This is a genomic window from Pseudomonas sp. ASL9 (assembly GCF_056680335.1).
Window position 1 is genome coordinate 2979871 of sequence record NZ_CM155277.1, and the last position, 19020, is coordinate 2998890.

The window sequence follows — 19020 nt, forward strand, 5'->3', positions numbered from 1 at the left end:
CCCAACCGAGCAGAATTATTCTGACCTTGGCTGCCCGCCTTTGCCTTTTTTCCACCGAGCGGCACACTTTTCTGTGGATTAAGCCCTGTGAGTAACTGCCCATCAGCTCGGTTGATAAGTGGGTCTTAAAACTGAGGATAAAGCACCCTGTGGACAAGTACCTGTTTAATCCACAGGCTTAAAGCACTTATCCAAGGGCCTCATTGGCACATGGCCACAGACTTTTGAATCGCTGTACATACCGTAGATAAGGGCCTGTAGCTCTTTATCCACAGAAAGGTGGTTCAGTAATAATAAACATAAAAACAAAGATTTATAAATTTCTCTCTTTTTAATTTCTATATCTGGCAGTCATCCACAGCTGGTTAAATTTTGTGCACAAAGGTTCCTTCAAGATGGGTAAGTCCCTATACTTGTCGACTGTCCTAATTTTCATTCCTATTTACCCCAAGAAGCAGGCACGAGGTGCGTGGTGGATTTCCCTTCCCGTTTTGAAGTGATCGTCATCGGCGGCGGTCATGCCGGTACCGAGGCAGCACTGGCGTCGGCACGCATGGGTGCAAAAACCCTGCTGCTGACGCATAACGTGGAAACCCTCGGGCAGATGAGCTGCAACCCTGCCATTGGTGGCATCGGCAAAAGCCATTTGGTCAAGGAAATCGACGCCCTTGGCGGTGCTATGGCAATAGCCACCGACAAAGGCGGCATCCAGTTCCGCGTGTTGAACAGCCGCAAAGGCCCAGCGGTGCGCGCTACTCGCGCTCAGGCTGACCGCGTGCTGTACAAAGCGGCTGTTCGCGAAATCATCGAGAACCAGCCCAACCTGTGGATATTTCAACAAGCCTGCGATGACCTGATCGTTGAACAAGACCAGGTCCGCGGCGTTGTTACACAGATGGGTCTGCGTTTCCTGGCTGATTCGGTGGTTTTAACCACCGGCACTTTCCTCGGTGGACTTATCCACATAGGCATGCAGAACTATTCCGGTGGACGTGCGGGCGATCCGCCGTCGATTGCTCTCGCTCAGCGACTACGTGAGTTACCGCTACGAGTGGGTCGCTTGAAAACCGGCACACCACCACGCATCGACGGCCGTTCAGTGGATTTCTCGGTGATGACCGAGCAACCGGGCGATACACCCATTCCCGTCATGTCGTTCATGGGCTCCAAAGAGCAACATCCTGCGCAAGTCAGCTGCTGGATTACCCATACCAACGCCAGAACTCACGAAATTATTGCGGCCAACCTTGATCGCTCACCCATGTATTCCGGGGTGATCGAAGGTATTGGTCCACGCTATTGCCCATCGATCGAAGACAAGATCCATCGCTTCGCAGACAAGGAAAGCCATCAGGTTTTCATCGAACCCGAAGGGCTGACGACCCACGAGCTCTACCCGAATGGCATCTCCACCTCACTGCCTTTCGATGTTCAGTTGCAGATCGTGCGGTCGATTCGCGGGATGGAAAACGCTCACATCATTCGTCCTGGCTATGCCATCGAGTACGATTATTTCGATCCTCGCGATTTGAAATACAGTCTGGAAACGAAAGTCATTGCCGGCCTGTTTTTCGCGGGGCAAATCAACGGTACAACCGGTTACGAAGAAGCCGCGGCCCAGGGTTTGCTCGCTGGGGCCAATGCGGCACTGCGCGCACAGGGCAGAGACAGCTGGTGTCCGCGTCGCGACGAGGCCTACATCGGGGTGTTGGTCGATGACCTGATTACCTTGGGGACGCAAGAGCCTTACCGGATGTTCACCTCACGGGCTGAATACCGGTTGATCCTGCGAGAGGACAATGCCGATTTGCGTCTGACCGAGAAAGGCCGCGAGCTAGGGCTGGTCGATGATGCGCGCTGGGCGGCTTTCTGCACCAAACGCGAAAGCATCGAACTCGAAGAGCAACGCCTGAAAAGCACCTGGGTGCGTCCCGGTACCGAGCAGGGTGATGCTATCTCCGCGCATTTCGGCACGCCGCTGACTCATGAATACAATTTGCTCAACCTGCTCACACGCCCGGAAATCGATTACGCCAGCCTGATAGCCATCACTGGCGAAGGCTGCAGCGATCCACAGGTCGCCGAGCAGGTCGAAATCAAGACCAAATACGCCGGTTACATTGACCGCCAGCAGGATGAAATCGCGCGGCTGCGCGCCAGCGAAGATATCAAATTGCCAGAAGACATCGATTACGTCGGTATCTCCGGCCTGTCGAAAGAAATCCAGAGCAAGCTGGGGATAACTCGTCCTGAAACACTCGGCCAGGCATCGCGGATTCCCGGTGTCACGCCTGCGGCGATTTCGCTGTTGATGATTCATTTGAAAAAACGCGGCGCGGGCCGTCAGTTGGAGCAAAGCGCTTGAGTTCTATGGTTACCCCGCAACATGCCCAAGAGTTATCCCGTGGCGCCCAGCAACTCGGCGTTGATTTGAGCGAAAGCCAACACAGCCAGTTGCTGGCTTACCTGGCCCTATTGATCAAGTGGAACAAGGCTTACAACCTCACGGCTGTGCGCGATCCGGATGAAATGGTTTCGCGGCATTTGCTCGATAGCCTGAGCGTCGTGCCCTTCATCGCCGGTGATCGCTGGATCGATGTCGGCAGTGGTGGCGGAATGCCCGGTATTCCATTGGCTATCCTGTTTCCTGAAATGAAAGTGACAGTGCTCGATAGCAACGGCAAGAAGACCCGTTTTCTGACTCAGGTAAAGCTCGAACTGAAACTGGATAACCTTGAAGTTATCCACAGCCGGGTTGAAGCGTTCAAACCTGAGCTACCCTTCACCGGAATTGTTTCCCGAGCGTTCAGCAGTCTGGAAGACTTTACGGAGTGGACCCGGCACCTGGGCGATACGGATACGCGATGGTTGGCGATGAAAGGGCTGCATCCCGCTGATGAGCTGGTAGCATTACCGACAGATTTTCACCTCGATAGCGCACAAGCCTTGACCGTTCCAGGTTGCCAAGGCCAACGCCATCTGCTGATATTGCGCCGCACGGCATGATTGGGAACACAAGCAAGAATGGCTAAGGTATTCGCGATAGCGAACCAAAAAGGTGGTGTGGGTAAAACCACCACCTGTATCAACCTCGCAGCGTCACTGGTCGCGACCAAACGCCGTGTGTTGTTGATCGATCTCGACCCGCAGGGCAACGCCACGATGGGCAGCGGTGTGGATAAGCACGCGCTGGAATATTCGGTTTATGACCTCCTGATCGGCGAATGCGATCTGGCCCAGGCCATGCAGTTCTCCGAACACGGCGGGTATCAGCTATTGCCAGCCAACCGCGACCTGACGGCAGCCGAAGTGGTCCTGTTGGACATGCAGCTGAAGGAAAGTCGGCTGCGCAACGCTCTGGCGCCGATTCGCGAGAATTACGATTACATCCTCATCGACTGCCCACCGTCGTTGTCGATGCTCACCTTGAACGCCTTGGTTGCCGCTGATGGGGTCATTATCCCCATGCAGTGTGAGTACTTTGCGCTCGAAGGGCTGAGCGACCTTGTGGATAACATCAAGCGCATCGCCGAGCTGCTCAACCCGCAGCTAAAAATCGAAGGCTTGCTGCGCACCATGTATGACCCGCGACTGAGCTTGATCAACGATGTTTCCGATCAGCTCAAAGAGCATTTCGGTGAACAGCTCTACGATACGGTCATCCCACGCAATATCCGTCTGGCTGAAGCACCGAGTTTCGGCATGCCGGCGCTGGCGTATGACAAAACATCGCGTGGCGCCTTGGCCTACCTTGCCTTGGCTGGCGAGATGGTTCGTCGTCAACGTCGCAACTCGCGCACCGCACAGGCAACTTAAGGAATCCGCATGGCCGTTAAGAAACGAGGTCTCGGACGTGGGCTGGATGCACTTCTGAGCAGTCCGACCGTCAGTGCGTTGGAAGAGCAGGCCGTTCAGGCCGATCAACGCGAACTGCAGCATTTGCCGCTGGACCTGATCCAGCGCGGCAAATACCAGCCACGGCGTGACATGGACCCCCAGGCACTCGAAGAGCTTGCTCTGTCGATCAAGGCCCAGGGTGTGATGCAGCCGATCGTGGTGCGCCCGGTCGCTGGCAAGCGCTTTGAAATCATCGCAGGTGAACGCCGCTGGCGTGCCGCCCAACAGGCAGGGCTGGAAACCATTCCGGCCATGGTTCGCGATGTGCCCGATGAAACCGCCATCGCCATGGCGCTGATCGAGAACATACAGCGCGAAGACCTTAATCCTGTTGAAGAGGCGGTCGCGTTACAGCGTCTCCAGCAGGAATTTCAATTAACTCAGCAGCAAGTCGCCGATGCGGTGGGCAAGTCGCGGGTTACTGTGGCCAACCTCCTGCGATTGATCGCGTTGCCTGAGGTCATCAAAACCATGCTGTCTCACGGCGATCTGGAAATGGGTCATGCACGTGCATTACTCGGTTTGCCCGAAGAACAGCAGGTTGAAGGGGCGCGACATGTTGTCGCACGCGGGCTGACTGTGCGCCAGACTGAAGCACTGGTTCGCCAGTGGTTGAGTGGCAAACCAACCGCTGCCGGATCCGCTGAACCTGCTAAATCCGACCCGGACATCAGTCGCCTGGAACAGCGCCTGGCCGAGCGCCTAGGCTCTGCGGTGCAGATTCGCCACGGTCAGAAAGGTAAGGGTCAGTTGGTCATCCGCTATAACTCGCTGGACGAGTTGCAGGGTGTCCTTGCTCACATTCGTTGAAACAATTGCTTTGTAGCGGGTAGTCAAATATCACTACCTAACAGTTGAATAGGGGCTAAACCGCCCCTATACTCTGCGCGCATTTTGTCGGCACAAATTATGCCAAGTTATTGATTTTGGCGGCCGATATTGGAGGGCAGTTGTGATGGAAAATCGCACGCAAAACCGCCTCCCGTTCCATCGTTTGGCGGTTTTTCCCGTACTGCTGGCTCAATGTGTAGTCCTGCTGTTGGCAGCTTTGGCGCTGTGGCAGTGGCACGGAGTCGTAGCTGGGTACTCAGGCCTTTGCGGAGGTTTGATAGCTTGGCTGCCCAATTTGTATTTTGCTCATAAGGCTTTCCGATTTTCCGGGGCCAGAGCAGCGCAAGCCATTATCCGGTCTTTTTATGCCGGTGAGGCTGGCAAACTGATTTTGACGGCAGCGTTTTTTACGCTGACCTTTGTAGGTGTGAAGCCACTGGCGCCGCTGGCTGTATTCGGCGTGTTCATGTTGACCCAGTTGGTCAGCTGGTTTGCTCCCCTGCTTATGAGAACAAGACTTTCGAGACCTTAGGGCGTTTGAGGCAACCATGGCAGCAGAATCCGCTTCGGGCTATATCCAACACCACTTGATGAACCTGACCTTTGGTCAATTGCCAACCGGCGGTTGGGGCTTTGCCCACACCGCAGCTCAAGCCAAGGAAATGGGCTTTTGGGCTTTCCACGTCGATACTCTCGGCTGGTCGGTAGCATTGGGTTTGATCTTCGTATTGATTTTCCGCATGGCGGCAAAAAAGGCGACCTCTGGTCAGCCGGGCGCCCTGCAGAACTTCGTCGAAGTCCTGGTGGAATTCGTCGATGGCAGCGTGAAAGACAGTTTCCACGGTCGTAGCCCTGTCATTGCGCCATTGGCACTGACCATTTTCGTTTGGGTGTTCATGATGAACGCCGTCGACCTTGTACCGGTCGACTGGATTCCGAAACTGGCCGTCCTGATTACCGGCGACTCGCACATTCCGTTCCGTGCGGTATCGACGACTGATCCTAACGCCACCCTGGGCATGGCCCTGTCGGTGTTTGCGCTGATCATTTTCTACAGCATCAAGATCAAGGGCATCGGCGGTTTCGTCGGCGAAATGACCCTGCACCCGTTTGGCAGCAAGAACATTCTGCTCCAGGCGCTGTTGATTCCGGTGAACTTCCTGCTTGAATTCGTGACGCTGATTGCCAAACCTATTTCGTTGGCACTGCGGCTGTTCGGCAACATGTACGCTGGCGAGCTGGTGTTCATCCTGATCGCGGTCATGTTCGGCAGTGGCCTGCTCTGGCTGAGTGGCCTTGGTGTTGTGCTGCAATGGGCGTGGGCTGTCTTCCACATCCTGATCATCACCCTGCAAGCGTTCATCTTCATGATGCTGACCATCGTTTACCTTTCGATGGCTCACGAAGAAAACCATTAAGACTCGCCTGGCGCGTCTGATGACCCTCTCGCTTCGGTGAGAGGGTGTCGCAAGCGAGAGCCCGCAAGGGTTGATGTAAAAACGGTTTTGCTTTACCGCTTTAATCTAAAAACCTAACCAATACGACGTAAAGTCGGGAGGAAAGATGGAAACTGTAGTTGGTCTAACTGCTATCGCTGTTGCACTGTTGATCGGCCTGGGCGCACTGGGTACCGCAATTGGTTTCGGCCTGTTGGGCGGTAAGTTCCTGGAAGGCGCAGCTCGCCAACCAGAGATGGTCCCAATGCTTCAAGTTAAAATGTTCATCGTCGCCGGTCTGCTCGACGCCGTGACCATGATTGGTGTTGGTATCGCTCTGTTCTTCACCTTTGCGAACCCCTTCGTTGGTCAACTCGCTGGCTAATCTCTCGAATTTTCGAGTGGATTGGTGTGATGGACAACGAACGAGCGAGGTGTTGGCGTGAACATTAATGCAACCCTGATTGGCCAATCCGTTGCGTTCTTCATTTTTGTAATGTTCTGCATGAAGTTCGTATGGCCTCCGGTCATCGCGGCTTTGCACGAACGTCAGAAGAAGATCGCTGATGGATTGGACGCTGCTAGCCGAGCAACTCGCGACCTGGAGTTGGCCCAAGATAAAGTGGGTCATCAACTGCGCGAAGCTAAAGCTCAGGCAGCTGAAATCATTGAGCAAGCCAAGAAACGCGGTACGCAGATTGTCGACGAGGCCCGTGAAACGGCTGTTGTCGAAGCTGACCGTGTGAAGGCTCAGGCTCGAACCGAGATTGAGCTGGAACTGAACGGCGTCAAAGACGCGCTGCGCACCCAATTGGGTCGCCTGGCAGTCAACGGTGCCGAGAAGATCCTGGGTGCCACAATCGATCAAAACGCGCACGCGGAGCTGGTTAATAAACTGGCTGCTGAAATTTAAGCGAGGGCGATCATGGCAGAACTGACCACGTTGGCCCGACCTTACGCTAAGGCAGCCTTTGAGCACGCCCAGGCCCACCAGCAACTGGCCAATTGGTCAGCCATGCTCGGCTTGGCTGCAGTTGTGTCGCAAGACGACACAATGCAGCGCGTACTCAAGGCCCCGCGACTGACGAGCGCAGAGAAGGCCACCACTTTTATTGAAGTGTGTGGCGATAAGTTTGATGTCAAGGCACAGAATTTCATCCACGTCGTTGCTGAAAACGACCGTCTCCCGCTATTGCCGGAGATCGCCGCACTGTTCGACCTGTACAAGGCTGAGCAGGAAAAATCGGTTGATGTGGACGTTACCAGTGCTTTTGCATTGAACGAAGAACAGCAAGACAAACTCGCCAAGGTTCTCAGTGCACGGCTCGGCCGGGAAGTGCGACTGCACGCTGCGGAGGATGCCACCCTCATAGGTGGTGTCATCATCCGCGCCGGCGACCTGGTTATCGATGGCTCAGTGCGTGGCAAACTCGCGCAACTGGCCGAAGCATTGAAATCTTGAGTTTGAAGGGGCAGCAGAGCAATGCAGCAACTCAATCCGTCCGAAATAAGTGAAATTATCAAGGGTCGCATCGACAAGCTCGATGTAACCTCCCAAGCCCGTAACGAAGGCACAGTCGTCAGCGTATCTGACGGCATCGTGCGGATTCACGGTCTGGCCGACGTAATGTACGGCGAGATGATCGAGTTTCCGGGCGGCGTCTTCGGTATGGCGCTTAACCTTGAGCAAGACTCTGTAGGCGCTGTGGTACTGGGCGCTTACACGATGCTGGCTGAAGGCATGAGCGCCAAGTGCACTGGCCGCATCCTCGAAGTTCCGGTTGGTCCGGAACTGCTGGGTCGCGTAGTCGACGCACTGGGTAACCCAGTTGACGGCAAAGGCCCTCTGAACAACGTCCTCACCGACGCTGTCGAGAAGGTTGCTCCGGGTGTGATCTGGCGTAAGTCGGTAGACCAGCCTGTACAGACTGGCTACAAGGCTGTAGATGCCATGATCCCTGTCGGCCGCGGCCAGCGTGAGCTGATCATCGGCGACCGTCAGATCGGTAAAACCGCTCTGGCTATCGATGCGATCATCAATCAGAAAAACAGCGGCATCTTCTGCGTCTACGTGGCAATCGGTCAGAAACAATCGACCATCGCCAACGTGGTTCGCAAACTTGAAGAAAACGGCGCGTTGGCTAACACCATCGTCGTTGCTGCCAGTGCTTCCGAATCTGCTGCGTTGCAGTTCCTTGCACCGTACTCCGGCTGCACCATGGGCGAATACTTCCGCGACCGCGGTGAAGACGCGCTGATCGTTTATGACGATCTGTCCAAGCAAGCAGTGGCTTACCGCCAGATTTCCCTGCTGCTGCGCCGTCCGCCAGGCCGTGAAGCTTACCCAGGCGACGTGTTCTATCTCCACTCCCGTCTATTGGAGCGCGCATCGCGTGTTTCCGTAGAGTACGTAGAGAAGTTCACTAACGGTGCAGTGACCGGCAAAACCGGTTCCCTGACCGCACTGCCGATCATCGAAACCCAGGCTGGCGACGTTTCCGCGTTCGTTCCGACCAACGTGATTTCGATCACCGACGGTCAGATCTTCCTGGAATCGGCCATGTTCAACTCCGGGATTCGTCCTGCAGTGAACGCCGGTGTTTCGGTATCCCGTGTGGGTGGTGCCGCTCAGACCAAGATCATCAAGAAGCTTTCCGGTGGTATCCGTACCGCTCTGGCTCAGTACCGTGAACTGGCGGCATTCGCCCAGTTCGCTTCTGACTTGGACGAAGCCACTCGCAAGCAGCTTGAGCATGGTCAGCGCGTTACCGAGCTGATGAAGCAGAAGCAATACGCGCCGATGTCTATCGCTGATATGTCGTTGTCCCTGTATGCCGCTGAACGTGGCTTCCTGGTGGACATCGAGATTCCAAAAATCGGCAGCTTCGAGCAGGCTCTGATTGCTTACTTCAACCGCGATCACGCCGATTTGATGGCGAAGATCAACGTGAAGGGTGACTTCAATGACGAAATCGACGCTGGCCTCAAAGCCGGTATCGAGAAGTTCAAGGCCACCCAAACCTGGTAAGCCGCAGCGGGGGCCGAGAGGCTCCCGCTTGCTAACCTGATAGGTGTTACATGGCAGGCGCAAAAGAGATTCGCAGTAAGATTGCGAGCATCAAAAGCACGCAAAAGATCACCAGCGCCATGGAAAAAGTGGCGGTCAGCAAAATGCGCAAGGCTCAAATGCGTATGGCCGCTAGCCGTCCTTACGCGGAGCGCATCCGCCAGGTAATCGGACATCTGGCCAACGCCAACCCGGAATACCGCCACCCGTTCATGATCGATCGCGAAATAAAGCGTATCGGTTATGTCGTCGTGAGCAGTGACCGTGGTCTGTGTGGTGGCTTGAATACCAACCTGTTCAAGGCTTTGGTCAAGGACATGGCGGTAAACCGTGAAAACGGTGCAGAGATCGATCTGTGCGTGGTCGGCAGCAAAGGTGCGGCATTTTTCCGCAACTTCGGCGGTAACGTCGTCGCTGCGATCAGCCACCTGGGCGAAGAGCCGTCGATCAATGACTTGATCGGCAGCGTCAAGGTGATGCTGGATGCCTATCTGGATGGCCGTATTGATCGCCTGTCCGTGGTATCCAACAAATTCATCAACACCATGACGCAACAGCCAACGGTGGAGCAGTTGATTCCGCTGGTGGCAACCCCGGATCAAGGACTCAAGCACCACTGGGACTATCTCTACGAACCCGACGCCAAAGAGCTGCTTGACGGCCTGATGGTGCGCTACGTGGAGTCGCAGGTGTACCAGGCGGTGGTCGAGAACAGTGCAGCTGAACAAGCCGCGCGGATGATCGCAATGAAGAACGCCACTGATAACGCCGGTGATTTGATCAGCGATTTGCAACTGGTCTACAACAAGGCGCGTCAGGCTGCGATCACCCAAGAGATCTCGGAAATCGTCGGCGGCGCTGCCGCGGTTTAACGGTTCAAATATTCAGAGGATCCAGCTAATGAGTAGCGGACGTATCGTTCAAATCATCGGCGCCGTGATCGACGTGGAATTCCCACGCGAAAACGTACCGAGCATCTACAACGCGCTGTTGGTACAAAGCGCTGCCGGGACCACCCTGGAAGTTCAGCAACAGCTGGGCGACGGCGTGGTCCGCACCATTGCGATGGGTTCCACCGAGGGCTTGAAGCGCGGTCTGGAAGTCAAAGACACTGGCGCAGCCATCTCCGTACCGGTCGGTAAAGCGACCCTGGGCCGGATCATGGACGTTCTGGGCAACCCGATCGACGAAGCTGGCCCGATCGAAACCGAAGAGCGCTGGGGCATTCACCGTCCTGCGCCAACCTTCGCGGAACAGGCAGGCGGCAACGACCTGCTGGAAACAGGCATCAAGGTTATCGACCTGATCTGCCCGTTCGCCAAAGGCGGTAAAGTCGGTTTGTTCGGTGGTGCCGGTGTAGGCAAAACCGTAAACATGATGGAACTGATCCGTAACATCGCCATGGAACACAGCGGTTATTCCGTGTTCGCTGGTGTGGGCGAGCGTACCCGTGAGGGTAACGACTTCTACCACGAGATGAAGGATTCGAGCGTTCTCGACAAAGTGGCGCTGGTTTACGGTCAGATGAACGAGCCGCCGGGTAACCGTCTGCGCGTAGCACTGACCGGCCTGACCATGGCCGAGAAGTTCCGTGACGAAGGTAACGACGTTCTGCTGTTCGTCGACAACATCTATCGTTACACCCTGGCCGGTACTGAAGTATCCGCACTGCTGGGCCGTATGCCTTCTGCAGTAGGTTACCAACCGACCCTGGCTGAAGAGATGGGCACGCTGCAAGAGCGCATCACTTCGACCAAAAACGGTTCGATCACATCGATCCAAGCGGTATACGTACCTGCGGATGACTTGACTGACCCGTCGCCTGCGACCACTTTCGCCCACTTGGACGCCACTGTCGTACTGTCCCGTGACATCGCCTCCCTGGGTATCTACCCAGCGGTCGATCCACTGGATTCGACTTCGCGCCAGCTGGACCCGAACGTAATCGGCCAGGATCACTACGACACCGCTCGCGGCGTTCAGTACGTGTTGCAGCGTTACAAAGAACTGAAGGACATCATTGCGATCCTCGGTATGGACGAGCTGTCGGAAGTCGACAAGCAGTTGGTAAACCGTGCTCGTAAGATCCAGCGCTTCTTGTCGCAGCCGTTCTTCGTGGCTGAAGTCTTCACCGGTGCCTCGGGTAAATACGTTTCCCTGAAAGACACCATTGCTGGCTTCAAAGGCATCCTCAACGGCGACTACGACCACCTGCCAGAACAAGCGTTCTACATGGTCGGCGGCATCGAAGAAGCGATCGAGAAAGCCAAAAAACTGTAATCCCGGCGCCCGGCAACGGGCGCTAATTAGGTTGAGGCAAGCGAATGGCTATGACAGTCCATTGCGATATCGTCAGCGCGGAAGGGGAAATATTCTCCGGTCTGGTCGAGATGGTGATTGCGCACGGCAACCTGGGTGATATTGGTATCGCTCCAGGCCACGCGCCGCTGATCACTGATCTGAAGCCGGGTCCGATCCGCCTGATCAAACAGGGCGGGGAAGCTGAGGTGTTTTACATCTCAGGCGGTTTCCTCGAGGTTCAGCCGAACATGGTCAAGGTACTTGCCGACACCGTGCAACGTGCTGCCGACCTGGACGAAGCCTCCGCTCAGTTAGCCGTTAAGGCTGCTGAGAAGGCGCTGAATGAAAGAGGCGCAGATTTCGATTATGGCGCTGCGGCTGCACGTCTGGCCGAGGCTGCAGCTCAGCTGCGCACCATTCGGCAGATTCGCAAAAAGTTTGGCGGCTAACCCCGTCAGCTCTCTGCACGATTGAGAAAAAGGGTAGCCTCGGCTACCCTTTTTCTTTTTTGAAAATTACCCCCCGGTCACAGCCGCTGACCTCCCCAGGATTGGTAGCCAGTCATGTCACTCGATATCGTTATTCTCGCCGCAGGTCAGGGCACCCGCATGCGTTCCGCTCTGCCCAAGGTTCTTCATCCCGTGGCCGGGGATTCCATGCTCGGCCATGTTATCCACAGTGCCCGCCAACTTAATCCACAGCGGATTCATGTGGTGATTGGTCACGGTGCCGATATCGTTCGTGAGCGTCTGGCTGCGGATGACCTGAATTTCGTTTTGCAGGACAAACAACTGGGCACCGGCCACGCTGTCGCGCAGGCGCTGCCTGAGTTGACCGCCGAGAACGTACTGATCCTGTATGGCGACGTGCCTTTAATCCAAGTTGAAACCCTGCAACGCCTGCTGAAAAAAGTCAGCGCCGAGCAATTGGGGCTGCTGACGGTCAATCTTGCCGACCCCACCGGTTATGGTCGCATCGTGCGCGATGAGCAAAATCGCGTCAGTGCAATCGTCGAGCATAAGGATGCGACCGAGGCGCAGAAAGCCATCACTGAGGGCAATACCGGTATTCTCGCCGTGCCTGGCAAGCGCCTGGCAGAGTGGCTGGGCCGTCTGTCGAACAACAACGTGCAGGGCGAGTATTACCTGACCGATGTGATTGCCATGGCGGTGAATGATGGTCTGGTGGTCGCCACTGAGCAGCCGCTTGATGCCATGGAAGTCCAGGGTGCCAATGATCGCAAGCAACTGGCCGAGCTGGAGCGTCATTACCAGCAACGTGAGGCCCGTCGCTTGATGGCACTGGGGGTCACGTTGCGTGATCCCGCGCGTTTCGACGTTCGAGGCGAGGTCAGCGTGGGTCACGACGTTCTGATTGATATCAACGTGATCCTTGAGGGCCGCGTGGTCATCGAAGACGATGTGGTCATTGGCCCGAACTGCGTGATCAAAAACAGCACCCTGCGCAAAGGCTCGGTGATCAAAGCCAATAGCCATATTGACGGGGCGATCTTGGGGGAGGGCAGCGATGTCGGCCCTTTTGCTCGTCTTCGCCCTGGCAGCGTGCTGGACGCGCGCGCGCATGTGGGTAACTTTGTCGAGCTGAAGAACGCGCATTTGGGTGAAGCCGCGAAGGTCGGACATTTGACCTACCTTGGCGACGCCGAAGTCGGGGCGCGAACCAATATCGGCGCCGGCACCATTACCTGTAACTACGACGGCGCGAACAAATTCAAGACCGTGCTGGGCGAAGACGTGTTCATCGGCTCCAATAACTCCCTTGTCGCGCCTGTGGATATCTCATCCGGCGCCACCACGGCCGCAGGCTCGACCATTACCCAAGACGTCGCTGCCGAGCAGTTGGCCATCGGCCGCGCGCGCCAGCGCAATATCGACGGCTGGAAACGGCCGGTAAAAACAAAAAAAGACTGAAGTTATCCACATGTGTTGGAGTACGCATATCGTTGTAGGAGCTGCCGAAGGCTGCGATAAGGTTGGAACAACCTTAAAAAATTAAACGCGACGTCCGGTTTCCGTGCGATCGCAGCCTTCGGCAGCTCCTGTAGAGTTATCCACAGTTTTTTTCAGCTTGACGGAAATACGCTAATAGGTTTTGATTGCTTTCGTTATCTTCCGAATCGAAACTTAAAGCGCCATGTCGAAACGTAATACACCACAACGTCGTCACAATATTCTGGCCTTGCTCAACGAGCAGGGCGAAGTCAGTGTCGACGAACTGGCGAAACGCTTCGAAACCTCGGAGGTGACGATTCGAAAGGATCTCGCCGCGCTTGAAAGCAATGGCTTGCTGTTGCGTCGTTACGGCGGTGCCGTCACTATGCCGCAGGAGTTGATTGGCGAGAGCAGCCAGCCTGTTTCCAAGTACAAGCAAGCCATCGCTCGCGCTGCGGCATCATGCATTCGCGAACATGCGCGCATCATCGTCGACAGTGGCAGTACTACCGCCGCGTTGATTCCTGAGTTGGGCCGACAACCCGGCCTGGTGGTGATGACCAACTCGCTGCACGTTGCGAGAGTCTTGAGCGAACTTGAACATGAACCGGTGCTGCTCATGACGGGTGGCACGTGGGATCCTCATTCCGAATCGTTCCAGGGACAGGTTGCTGAGCAGGTGTTGCGCTCATACGATTTTGATCAGCTATTTATTGGTGCCGATGGAATCGATTTGAGTCGTGGGACCACGACGTTCAACGAACTGTTGGGTTTGAGCCGAGTCATGGCCGACGTTGCACGCGAAGTCGTGGTGATGATCGAGGCCGATAAAGTAGGTCGCAAGATTCCTAACCTGGAGCTGCCCTGGAGCAGCATCCATACCCTTATTACCGATGATCGCTTGCCCATTGAGGCTCGCGAGCAGATTCAAGCCCGCGGCATAACCCTGATTTGCGCCGCTGTTTGCTAGGAGAAAACCATGTGTGGAATCGTCGGCGCCGTTGCTGAGCGCAATATCACTGCCATTTTGCTCGAAGGCCTGAAGCGCCTTGAATACCGTGGCTACGACAGTGCAGGCGTCGCTATTTTCAGTAACGCCGGCAAGCTGGAACGTTGCCGTCGTTCGGGCAAAGTCGTTGAGTTGGAGCAGGCCCTTGCCGGCGAGCCGCTGGTTGGCCGTCTGGGTATCGCTCATACCCGCTGGGCGACCCATGGCGCCCCGTGCGAGCGCAATGCCCACCCGCATTTCTCGGCTGATGAGTTGGCGGTTGTGCACAACGGCATCATCGAGAACCACGAAGAGCTGCGTGAGCGGTTGAAAGGGCTAGGTTACGTTTTCACATCGGACACCGACACCGAAGTCATCGTCCACCTGCTGCACCATAAGTTCAAAGACAGTGGCGACCTGGCCGTCGCACTGAAAGCCACCGTCAAGGAGTTGCACGGTGCTTACGGTTTGGCCGTGATCAGCGCCAAACAGCCAGATCGTTTGTTGGCCGCCCGCAGTGGCAGCCCGCTGGTGATCGGTCTGGGCCTGGGCGAGAATTTTCTGGCATCCGACCAGCTTGCTCTACGGCAGGTAACTGACCGCTTCATGTACCTGGAAGAAGGCGATATCGCCGAAATCCGTCGCGACAGCGTGCAGATCTGGACCCTGGATGGTCTGCCGGTCGAGCGTGAAGTCGTGCAATACCACGAAGGCGCGGAAGCCGCAGACAAGGGCAAATTTCGTCACTTCATGCTCAAGGAAATCCACGAACAACCTAAAGTCGTGCAGCGCACCCTGGAAGGCCGACTCGGCCAACAGCAAGTGTTGGTGCAAGCGTTTGGCCCGCAAGCGGCTGAGTTGTTCGCCAAAGTACGCAATGTGCAAATCGTCGCCTGTGGCACCAGCTACCACGCCGGTATGGTGGCGCGTTATTGGTTAGAAGGTTTGGCTGGCGTCCCGTGTCAGGTCGAAGTTGCCAGCGAGTTCCGCTACCGTAAAGTCGTCGTGCAACCGGACACGCTGTTCGTGTCGATCTCGCAGTCGGGCGAAACAGCGGACACCCTCGCAGCCTTGCGTAACGCCAAAGAACTGGGCTTCCTCGCCAGCCTTGCCATCTGCAACGTCAGCATCAGCTCGCTGGTGCGTGAGTCCGACCTGACCCTGCTGACCCAAGCCGGTCCGGAAATCGGTGTAGCTTCCACCAAAGCCTTCACCACGCAGCTGGTTGCCCTGCTGCTGCTGACCCTGGCGCTTGGACAAATCAAAGGCACCCTGGCAGACGGCGTGGAAGCTGAACTGGTTGAAGAACTGCGCCGCCTGCCGACCCGTCTGGGCGAAGCGCTGGCCATGGACAGCACCGTCGAAAAAGTCGCAGAGCTGTTCGCCGACAAGCACCACACTCTGTTCCTGGGTCGTGGCGCGCAATTCCCGGTGGCCATGGAAGGTGCGCTCAAGCTCAAAGAGATCTCTTACATCCACGCGGAAGCCTACCCGGCCGGCGAACTCAAACACGGCCCATTGGCACTGGTCGACAGCGACATGCCCGTCGTGACCGTTGCACCCAACAACGAGCTGCTGGAAAAACTCAAATCCAACCTGCAAGAAGTCCGCGCACGCGGCGGTGAATTGATCGTCTTCGCTGACGAGCACGCGGGTATGAGCAACGGCGTAGGCACCCACGTCATCGCCATGCCGCACATCATCGACACCCTGGCGCCGATTCTCTACACCATCCCGCTGCAACTGCTGTCTTACTACGTCGCCGTGCTCAAAGGCACAGACGTCGACCAACCGCGCAACCTCGCGAAGTCGGTAACAGTGGAATAAGTTATCCACAGGTGGATAACTTTTGGTGTTAAGGAATAAAGACTGTCGGGGATAGTAGATGAGCGCTGTCCCTGGCAGTCTTCACCCTTTGCCGCACCAAGGTATTTTGCAATCTGAATTGCCAACCGTCCAGAAGCGCCGGTTGCACCATTGATCAATACGTTCTCGCCGGGAAGAAATTTTGCCCGGTTCAAGAGGGCGGCCCATGACGACATGCCGGGGTTACCAATTGCCGCCGCTGTTACATCATCCACATCATTGGGGAGGCAGTTCCTAAAGCGGTGGGTGCAAGACGTTCGAGCGCACAGGCGCCGCTGAAGTCAAGCTGCGGTTTAACTTGGTGAGTAGGCGAGAAATAGCTGGACCGCTTCGGAATCCATATTGAGTGCCCATTCAGGCTTGGTGGCAGTCAACTCTCCGCTCACCCATGACTTCAAATATGATACGGAAAATGCCACGCCTGCTTCGCACAATTCAGTACTGCAACCCAGGCTTGCCAGGGTCAGGCGCACGCAGGAGTCCATGTAGTTATTGGGACGGTCCACGCCTTGTTGAATGGCCTGTATGCCATGCGCTGAAGCGCCCATGAGGAAGTCCGTCGCAGCGTCGATGCGGTCGAACGTAAAGTCACCTGAGGCCTTACCGTTCTCAAGGTCCTTGGCCATGTACTCCGCGACGAGCGTGTTGTGCTGCCACGCATCAACACGCGTAACAAAACCCGCCCATTTTGGATCGAGCAGGGCACGCAACAGGAAAAGCCTGGACGCAACGGCCGCGCGCTGCCAGGGCTCGGTCAGGATGTCATAGACCGGAAGGATATCGGTGGTCATCTGATTGTTAAGCTCTTGGCCGATAGCCACGAGCACCTGATCCAGCGAATCGAAATAGTTGTAGAACGTACCTCGCGATACATCCGCTTCACGGATCACATCATCAATGACGGGGGTCGACCCGCCCGTTGCTGCGAAAACACGCATCGCCGCATCAAGCAATTTACTGCGCATGACTTGACGCTTTTTCCTGGCGACTTTCGGACGGTGATCGGACACGGTTTTGGCTGTTTCTAGTGTTTGCACTGTATGGCCTCAAACAATGACATAGCGTCAGAGTGACAATTTATAACTTATTTTTCAGAATGACAAATATGTCTAAAAATACTTGCGTGGTGCAAAATCTTGCCCTACATTGAATACCATTGTCGTAATGACAATATCGTCATAAAAATAATAGGAGACGAAAATGTTCGACCCCTCACTTCCCGCCGCCCGACCTCATCCAACGTCCCCTGGTGCTCGTTCGAATTGGCACGTCACAGTTTTCAAAAGTCATCGAGGCACGGCCCTTCGCTAGCATCGATGTTTTGACCGTGTAACGAGACCCAAACCTGGTTGTGTGATCCGCTTTCGGCACTGTAGCTACTGCTCGCCGAGGGATTAGCTTACCCAGAATTTACAAATGACATTTTAGTTCATTATGACATTCGAGGTCGGTATGAGAACAGAAGTGATTTTCCAGGACGTCAGTACCCTCACTGCAATCGCGTCGGTACCAAGCCTGCCAGAGCTGATCAAACGTGCTGAAGCGCTGCAGCCGTTACTGCGCAAGAACACCGTTGAATCCGAAAAAAACCGCTGCACGTGTGACGAGAACATTGACGCCATTCGTGAAGCAGGGCTGTTCCGGTTGATGGTGCCCAAGCGTTATGGCGGCTACGAAGGCACGCTGCGTTCGCACCTCGAGGTGTCCGCGGCGCTGGGCGAAGCTTGTGGCGGTACCGCGTGGGTTGTTGCATTGACCAACGTGTGTGCGTGGTTCACCAGTTTGTTTTCAGAACAAGCGCAAAACGAAGTATTCGGCGCTAATCCGGACGCTCGGGTCGCCGGGGTATTTAACGCTTCGCCGACGACTCGGCGGGTAGACGGCGGACTGATCGTCTCTGGAAAGTGGTATTCGTCGTCGGGTAGCCTTCACTCCGATTGGGCCGCTGTCGGTGCCGAAGAGCGCGATAGCAACGGCGCTGTCGTCGCACAGTATCTCGCGCTGATGCCTAAATCGGACTACAGCATCGAAGACACTTGGTTCACCGCCGGCATGCGCGCGTCAGGCAGCAACTGCATTGTTGCCGATGAAATATTCGTGCCCGATCATCGTCTGCTGAACCTCGGCGATGCGATCGAGGGCAAATACGCCACCGAATTCAAAGACGAAGTGGCTTACCGCGCGTTGTTCGTCCCGTTTGCTTCGTTGATTCTCAACGGCCCGCAACTCGGCCTGGGTCGCGCGGCGTTGAAGTACGTGATCGACAATGCACCGCGCCGGGCCGTGGCTTACACCTCCTTTGAAAAGCAGACTGATTCGGTGGTGTTCCAGACTCAGATCGCAGAGGCAGCCCTGAAGATTGACACTGCTCACCTGCGTGCTTTCCGCTCCACCGATGAGATGGACGAAGCTTCACGCCAGGGCATCAAGCTGGATGCTTTGACGCGAGCGCGAATTCGCGCTGACGTTGGCCTGATCAACACCCTGATCACCGATGCAATCAACATTTTGTTGTCCGCACATGGCGCTGGCAGTTTTTCCGAAGCAAGTCCGATGCAACGCTGGTGGCGTGACTCCAACACGGCGGCTCGGCATGCCGTGGCGCTGCCCGCAGTCGGTAACGAGCTATATGGCAAGGCGCTACTCGGCGTGGAAAACACCGTCACGCCGTTGATCTAAGCG

Annotated in this window: 18 protein-coding genes; 17 read left to right on the plus strand and 1 reads right to left on the minus strand. The window is 55.9% G+C overall.

The features are described 5' to 3' along the window. Positions 1-472 precede the first annotated feature (472 nt). The 16 genes from mnmG to glmS all read left to right on the plus strand — a co-directional run bounded on the left by mnmG (position 473) and on the right by glmS (position 16299). Positions 473-2365 carry a tRNA uridine-5-carboxymethylaminomethyl(34) synthesis enzyme MnmG gene (mnmG, locus tag AC1ME2_RS13645; RefSeq protein WP_480441862.1) on the plus strand — a complete coding sequence of 631 codons (1893 nt, stop codon included), beginning with the start codon at positions 473-475 and terminating at the stop codon, positions 2363-2365. Positions 2366-2370: 5 nt separating this feature from the next. Continuing rightward, positions 2371-3006, plus strand: a complete 636-nt coding sequence (gene rsmG / locus AC1ME2_RS13650) for a 16S rRNA (guanine(527)-N(7))-methyltransferase RsmG (protein ID WP_480442134.1) — start codon at positions 2371-2373, stop codon at positions 3004-3006. A gap of 18 nt (positions 3007-3024) precedes the next feature. Beyond that, positions 3025-3816: a ParA family protein gene (locus tag AC1ME2_RS13655; protein ID WP_480441864.1), complete on the plus strand. Its 792-nt coding sequence runs from the start codon at positions 3025-3027 to the stop codon at positions 3814-3816. A 9-nt stretch (positions 3817-3825) separates the two neighbouring features. Further along, positions 3826-4707 carry a ParB/RepB/Spo0J family partition protein gene (locus tag AC1ME2_RS13660; protein WP_480441865.1) on the plus strand — a complete coding sequence of 294 codons (882 nt, stop codon included), beginning with the start codon at positions 3826-3828 and terminating at the stop codon, positions 4705-4707. 145 nt (positions 4708-4852) lie between these two features. Further along, on the plus strand, positions 4853-5260 hold the full coding sequence (locus AC1ME2_RS13665) for a F0F1 ATP synthase subunit I (RefSeq protein WP_480441867.1): 408 nt from the start codon (positions 4853-4855) through the stop codon (positions 5258-5260). Positions 5261-5276: 16 nt separating this feature from the next. After that, positions 5277-6146 carry a F0F1 ATP synthase subunit A gene (gene atpB / locus AC1ME2_RS13670; RefSeq protein WP_480441869.1) on the plus strand — a complete coding sequence of 290 codons (870 nt, stop codon included), beginning with the start codon at positions 5277-5279 and terminating at the stop codon, positions 6144-6146. Positions 6147-6291: 145 nt separating this feature from the next. After that, positions 6292-6549, plus strand: coding sequence for a F0F1 ATP synthase subunit C (gene atpE, locus AC1ME2_RS13675; protein ID WP_002555987.1), 258 nt, complete (start codon positions 6292-6294; stop codon positions 6547-6549). A gap of 57 nt (positions 6550-6606) precedes the next feature. Further along, entirely contained in the window at positions 6607-7077 is a 471-nt protein-coding gene (locus AC1ME2_RS13680) for a F0F1 ATP synthase subunit B (protein WP_480441871.1), read from the plus strand. Between the two features lie 12 nt (positions 7078-7089). Then, the gene (locus AC1ME2_RS13685) at positions 7090-7626 is read left to right on the plus strand and encodes a F0F1 ATP synthase subunit delta (RefSeq protein ID WP_480441872.1); all 537 of its coding nucleotides are present in this window, start codon (positions 7090-7092) and stop codon (positions 7624-7626) included. Positions 7627-7647: 21 nt separating this feature from the next. After that, positions 7648-9192 carry a F0F1 ATP synthase subunit alpha gene (gene atpA, locus AC1ME2_RS13690; protein ID WP_480441873.1) on the plus strand — a complete coding sequence of 515 codons (1545 nt, stop codon included), beginning with the start codon at positions 7648-7650 and terminating at the stop codon, positions 9190-9192. A gap of 50 nt (positions 9193-9242) precedes the next feature. Continuing rightward, on the plus strand, positions 9243-10103 hold the full coding sequence (atpG, locus tag AC1ME2_RS13695) for a F0F1 ATP synthase subunit gamma (RefSeq protein WP_480441875.1): 861 nt from the start codon (positions 9243-9245) through the stop codon (positions 10101-10103). Positions 10104-10131: 28 nt separating this feature from the next. Further along, positions 10132-11511 carry a F0F1 ATP synthase subunit beta gene (atpD, locus tag AC1ME2_RS13700; protein ID WP_480441876.1) on the plus strand — a complete coding sequence of 460 codons (1380 nt, stop codon included), beginning with the start codon at positions 10132-10134 and terminating at the stop codon, positions 11509-11511. A 44-nt stretch (positions 11512-11555) separates the two neighbouring features. Continuing rightward, positions 11556-11981 carry a F0F1 ATP synthase subunit epsilon gene (locus tag AC1ME2_RS13705; RefSeq protein ID WP_480441877.1) on the plus strand — a complete coding sequence of 142 codons (426 nt, stop codon included), beginning with the start codon at positions 11556-11558 and terminating at the stop codon, positions 11979-11981. Between the two features lie 114 nt (positions 11982-12095). Then, complete coding sequence (gene glmU, locus AC1ME2_RS13710; RefSeq protein ID WP_480441878.1) at positions 12096-13463, plus strand: bifunctional UDP-N-acetylglucosamine diphosphorylase/glucosamine-1-phosphate N-acetyltransferase GlmU; 1368 nt, start codon at positions 12096-12098, stop codon at positions 13461-13463. A 223-nt stretch (positions 13464-13686) separates the two neighbouring features. Continuing rightward, positions 13687-14454: a DeoR/GlpR family DNA-binding transcription regulator gene (locus tag AC1ME2_RS13715; protein WP_480441880.1), complete on the plus strand. Its 768-nt coding sequence runs from the start codon at positions 13687-13689 to the stop codon at positions 14452-14454. 9 nt (positions 14455-14463) lie between these two features. Further along, positions 14464-16299, plus strand: a complete 1836-nt coding sequence (gene glmS, locus AC1ME2_RS13720; RefSeq protein WP_480441881.1) for a glutamine--fructose-6-phosphate transaminase (isomerizing) — start codon at positions 14464-14466, stop codon at positions 16297-16299. Positions 16300-16631: 332 nt separating this feature from the next. Here glmS and AC1ME2_RS13725 read toward each other — a convergent pair whose 3' ends face one another. Next, on the minus strand, positions 16632-17375 hold the full coding sequence (locus tag AC1ME2_RS13725; RefSeq protein ID WP_480441882.1) for a TetR/AcrR family transcriptional regulator: 744 nt from the start codon (positions 17373-17375) through the stop codon (positions 16632-16634). Positions 17376-17790: 415 nt separating this feature from the next. Here AC1ME2_RS13725 and AC1ME2_RS13730 point away from each other — a divergent pair, with 415 nt between their 5' ends. Beyond that, entirely contained in the window at positions 17791-19017 is a 1227-nt protein-coding gene (locus AC1ME2_RS13730; protein ID WP_480441884.1) for an acyl-CoA dehydrogenase family protein, read from the plus strand. Positions 19018-19020 lie beyond the last annotated feature (3 nt).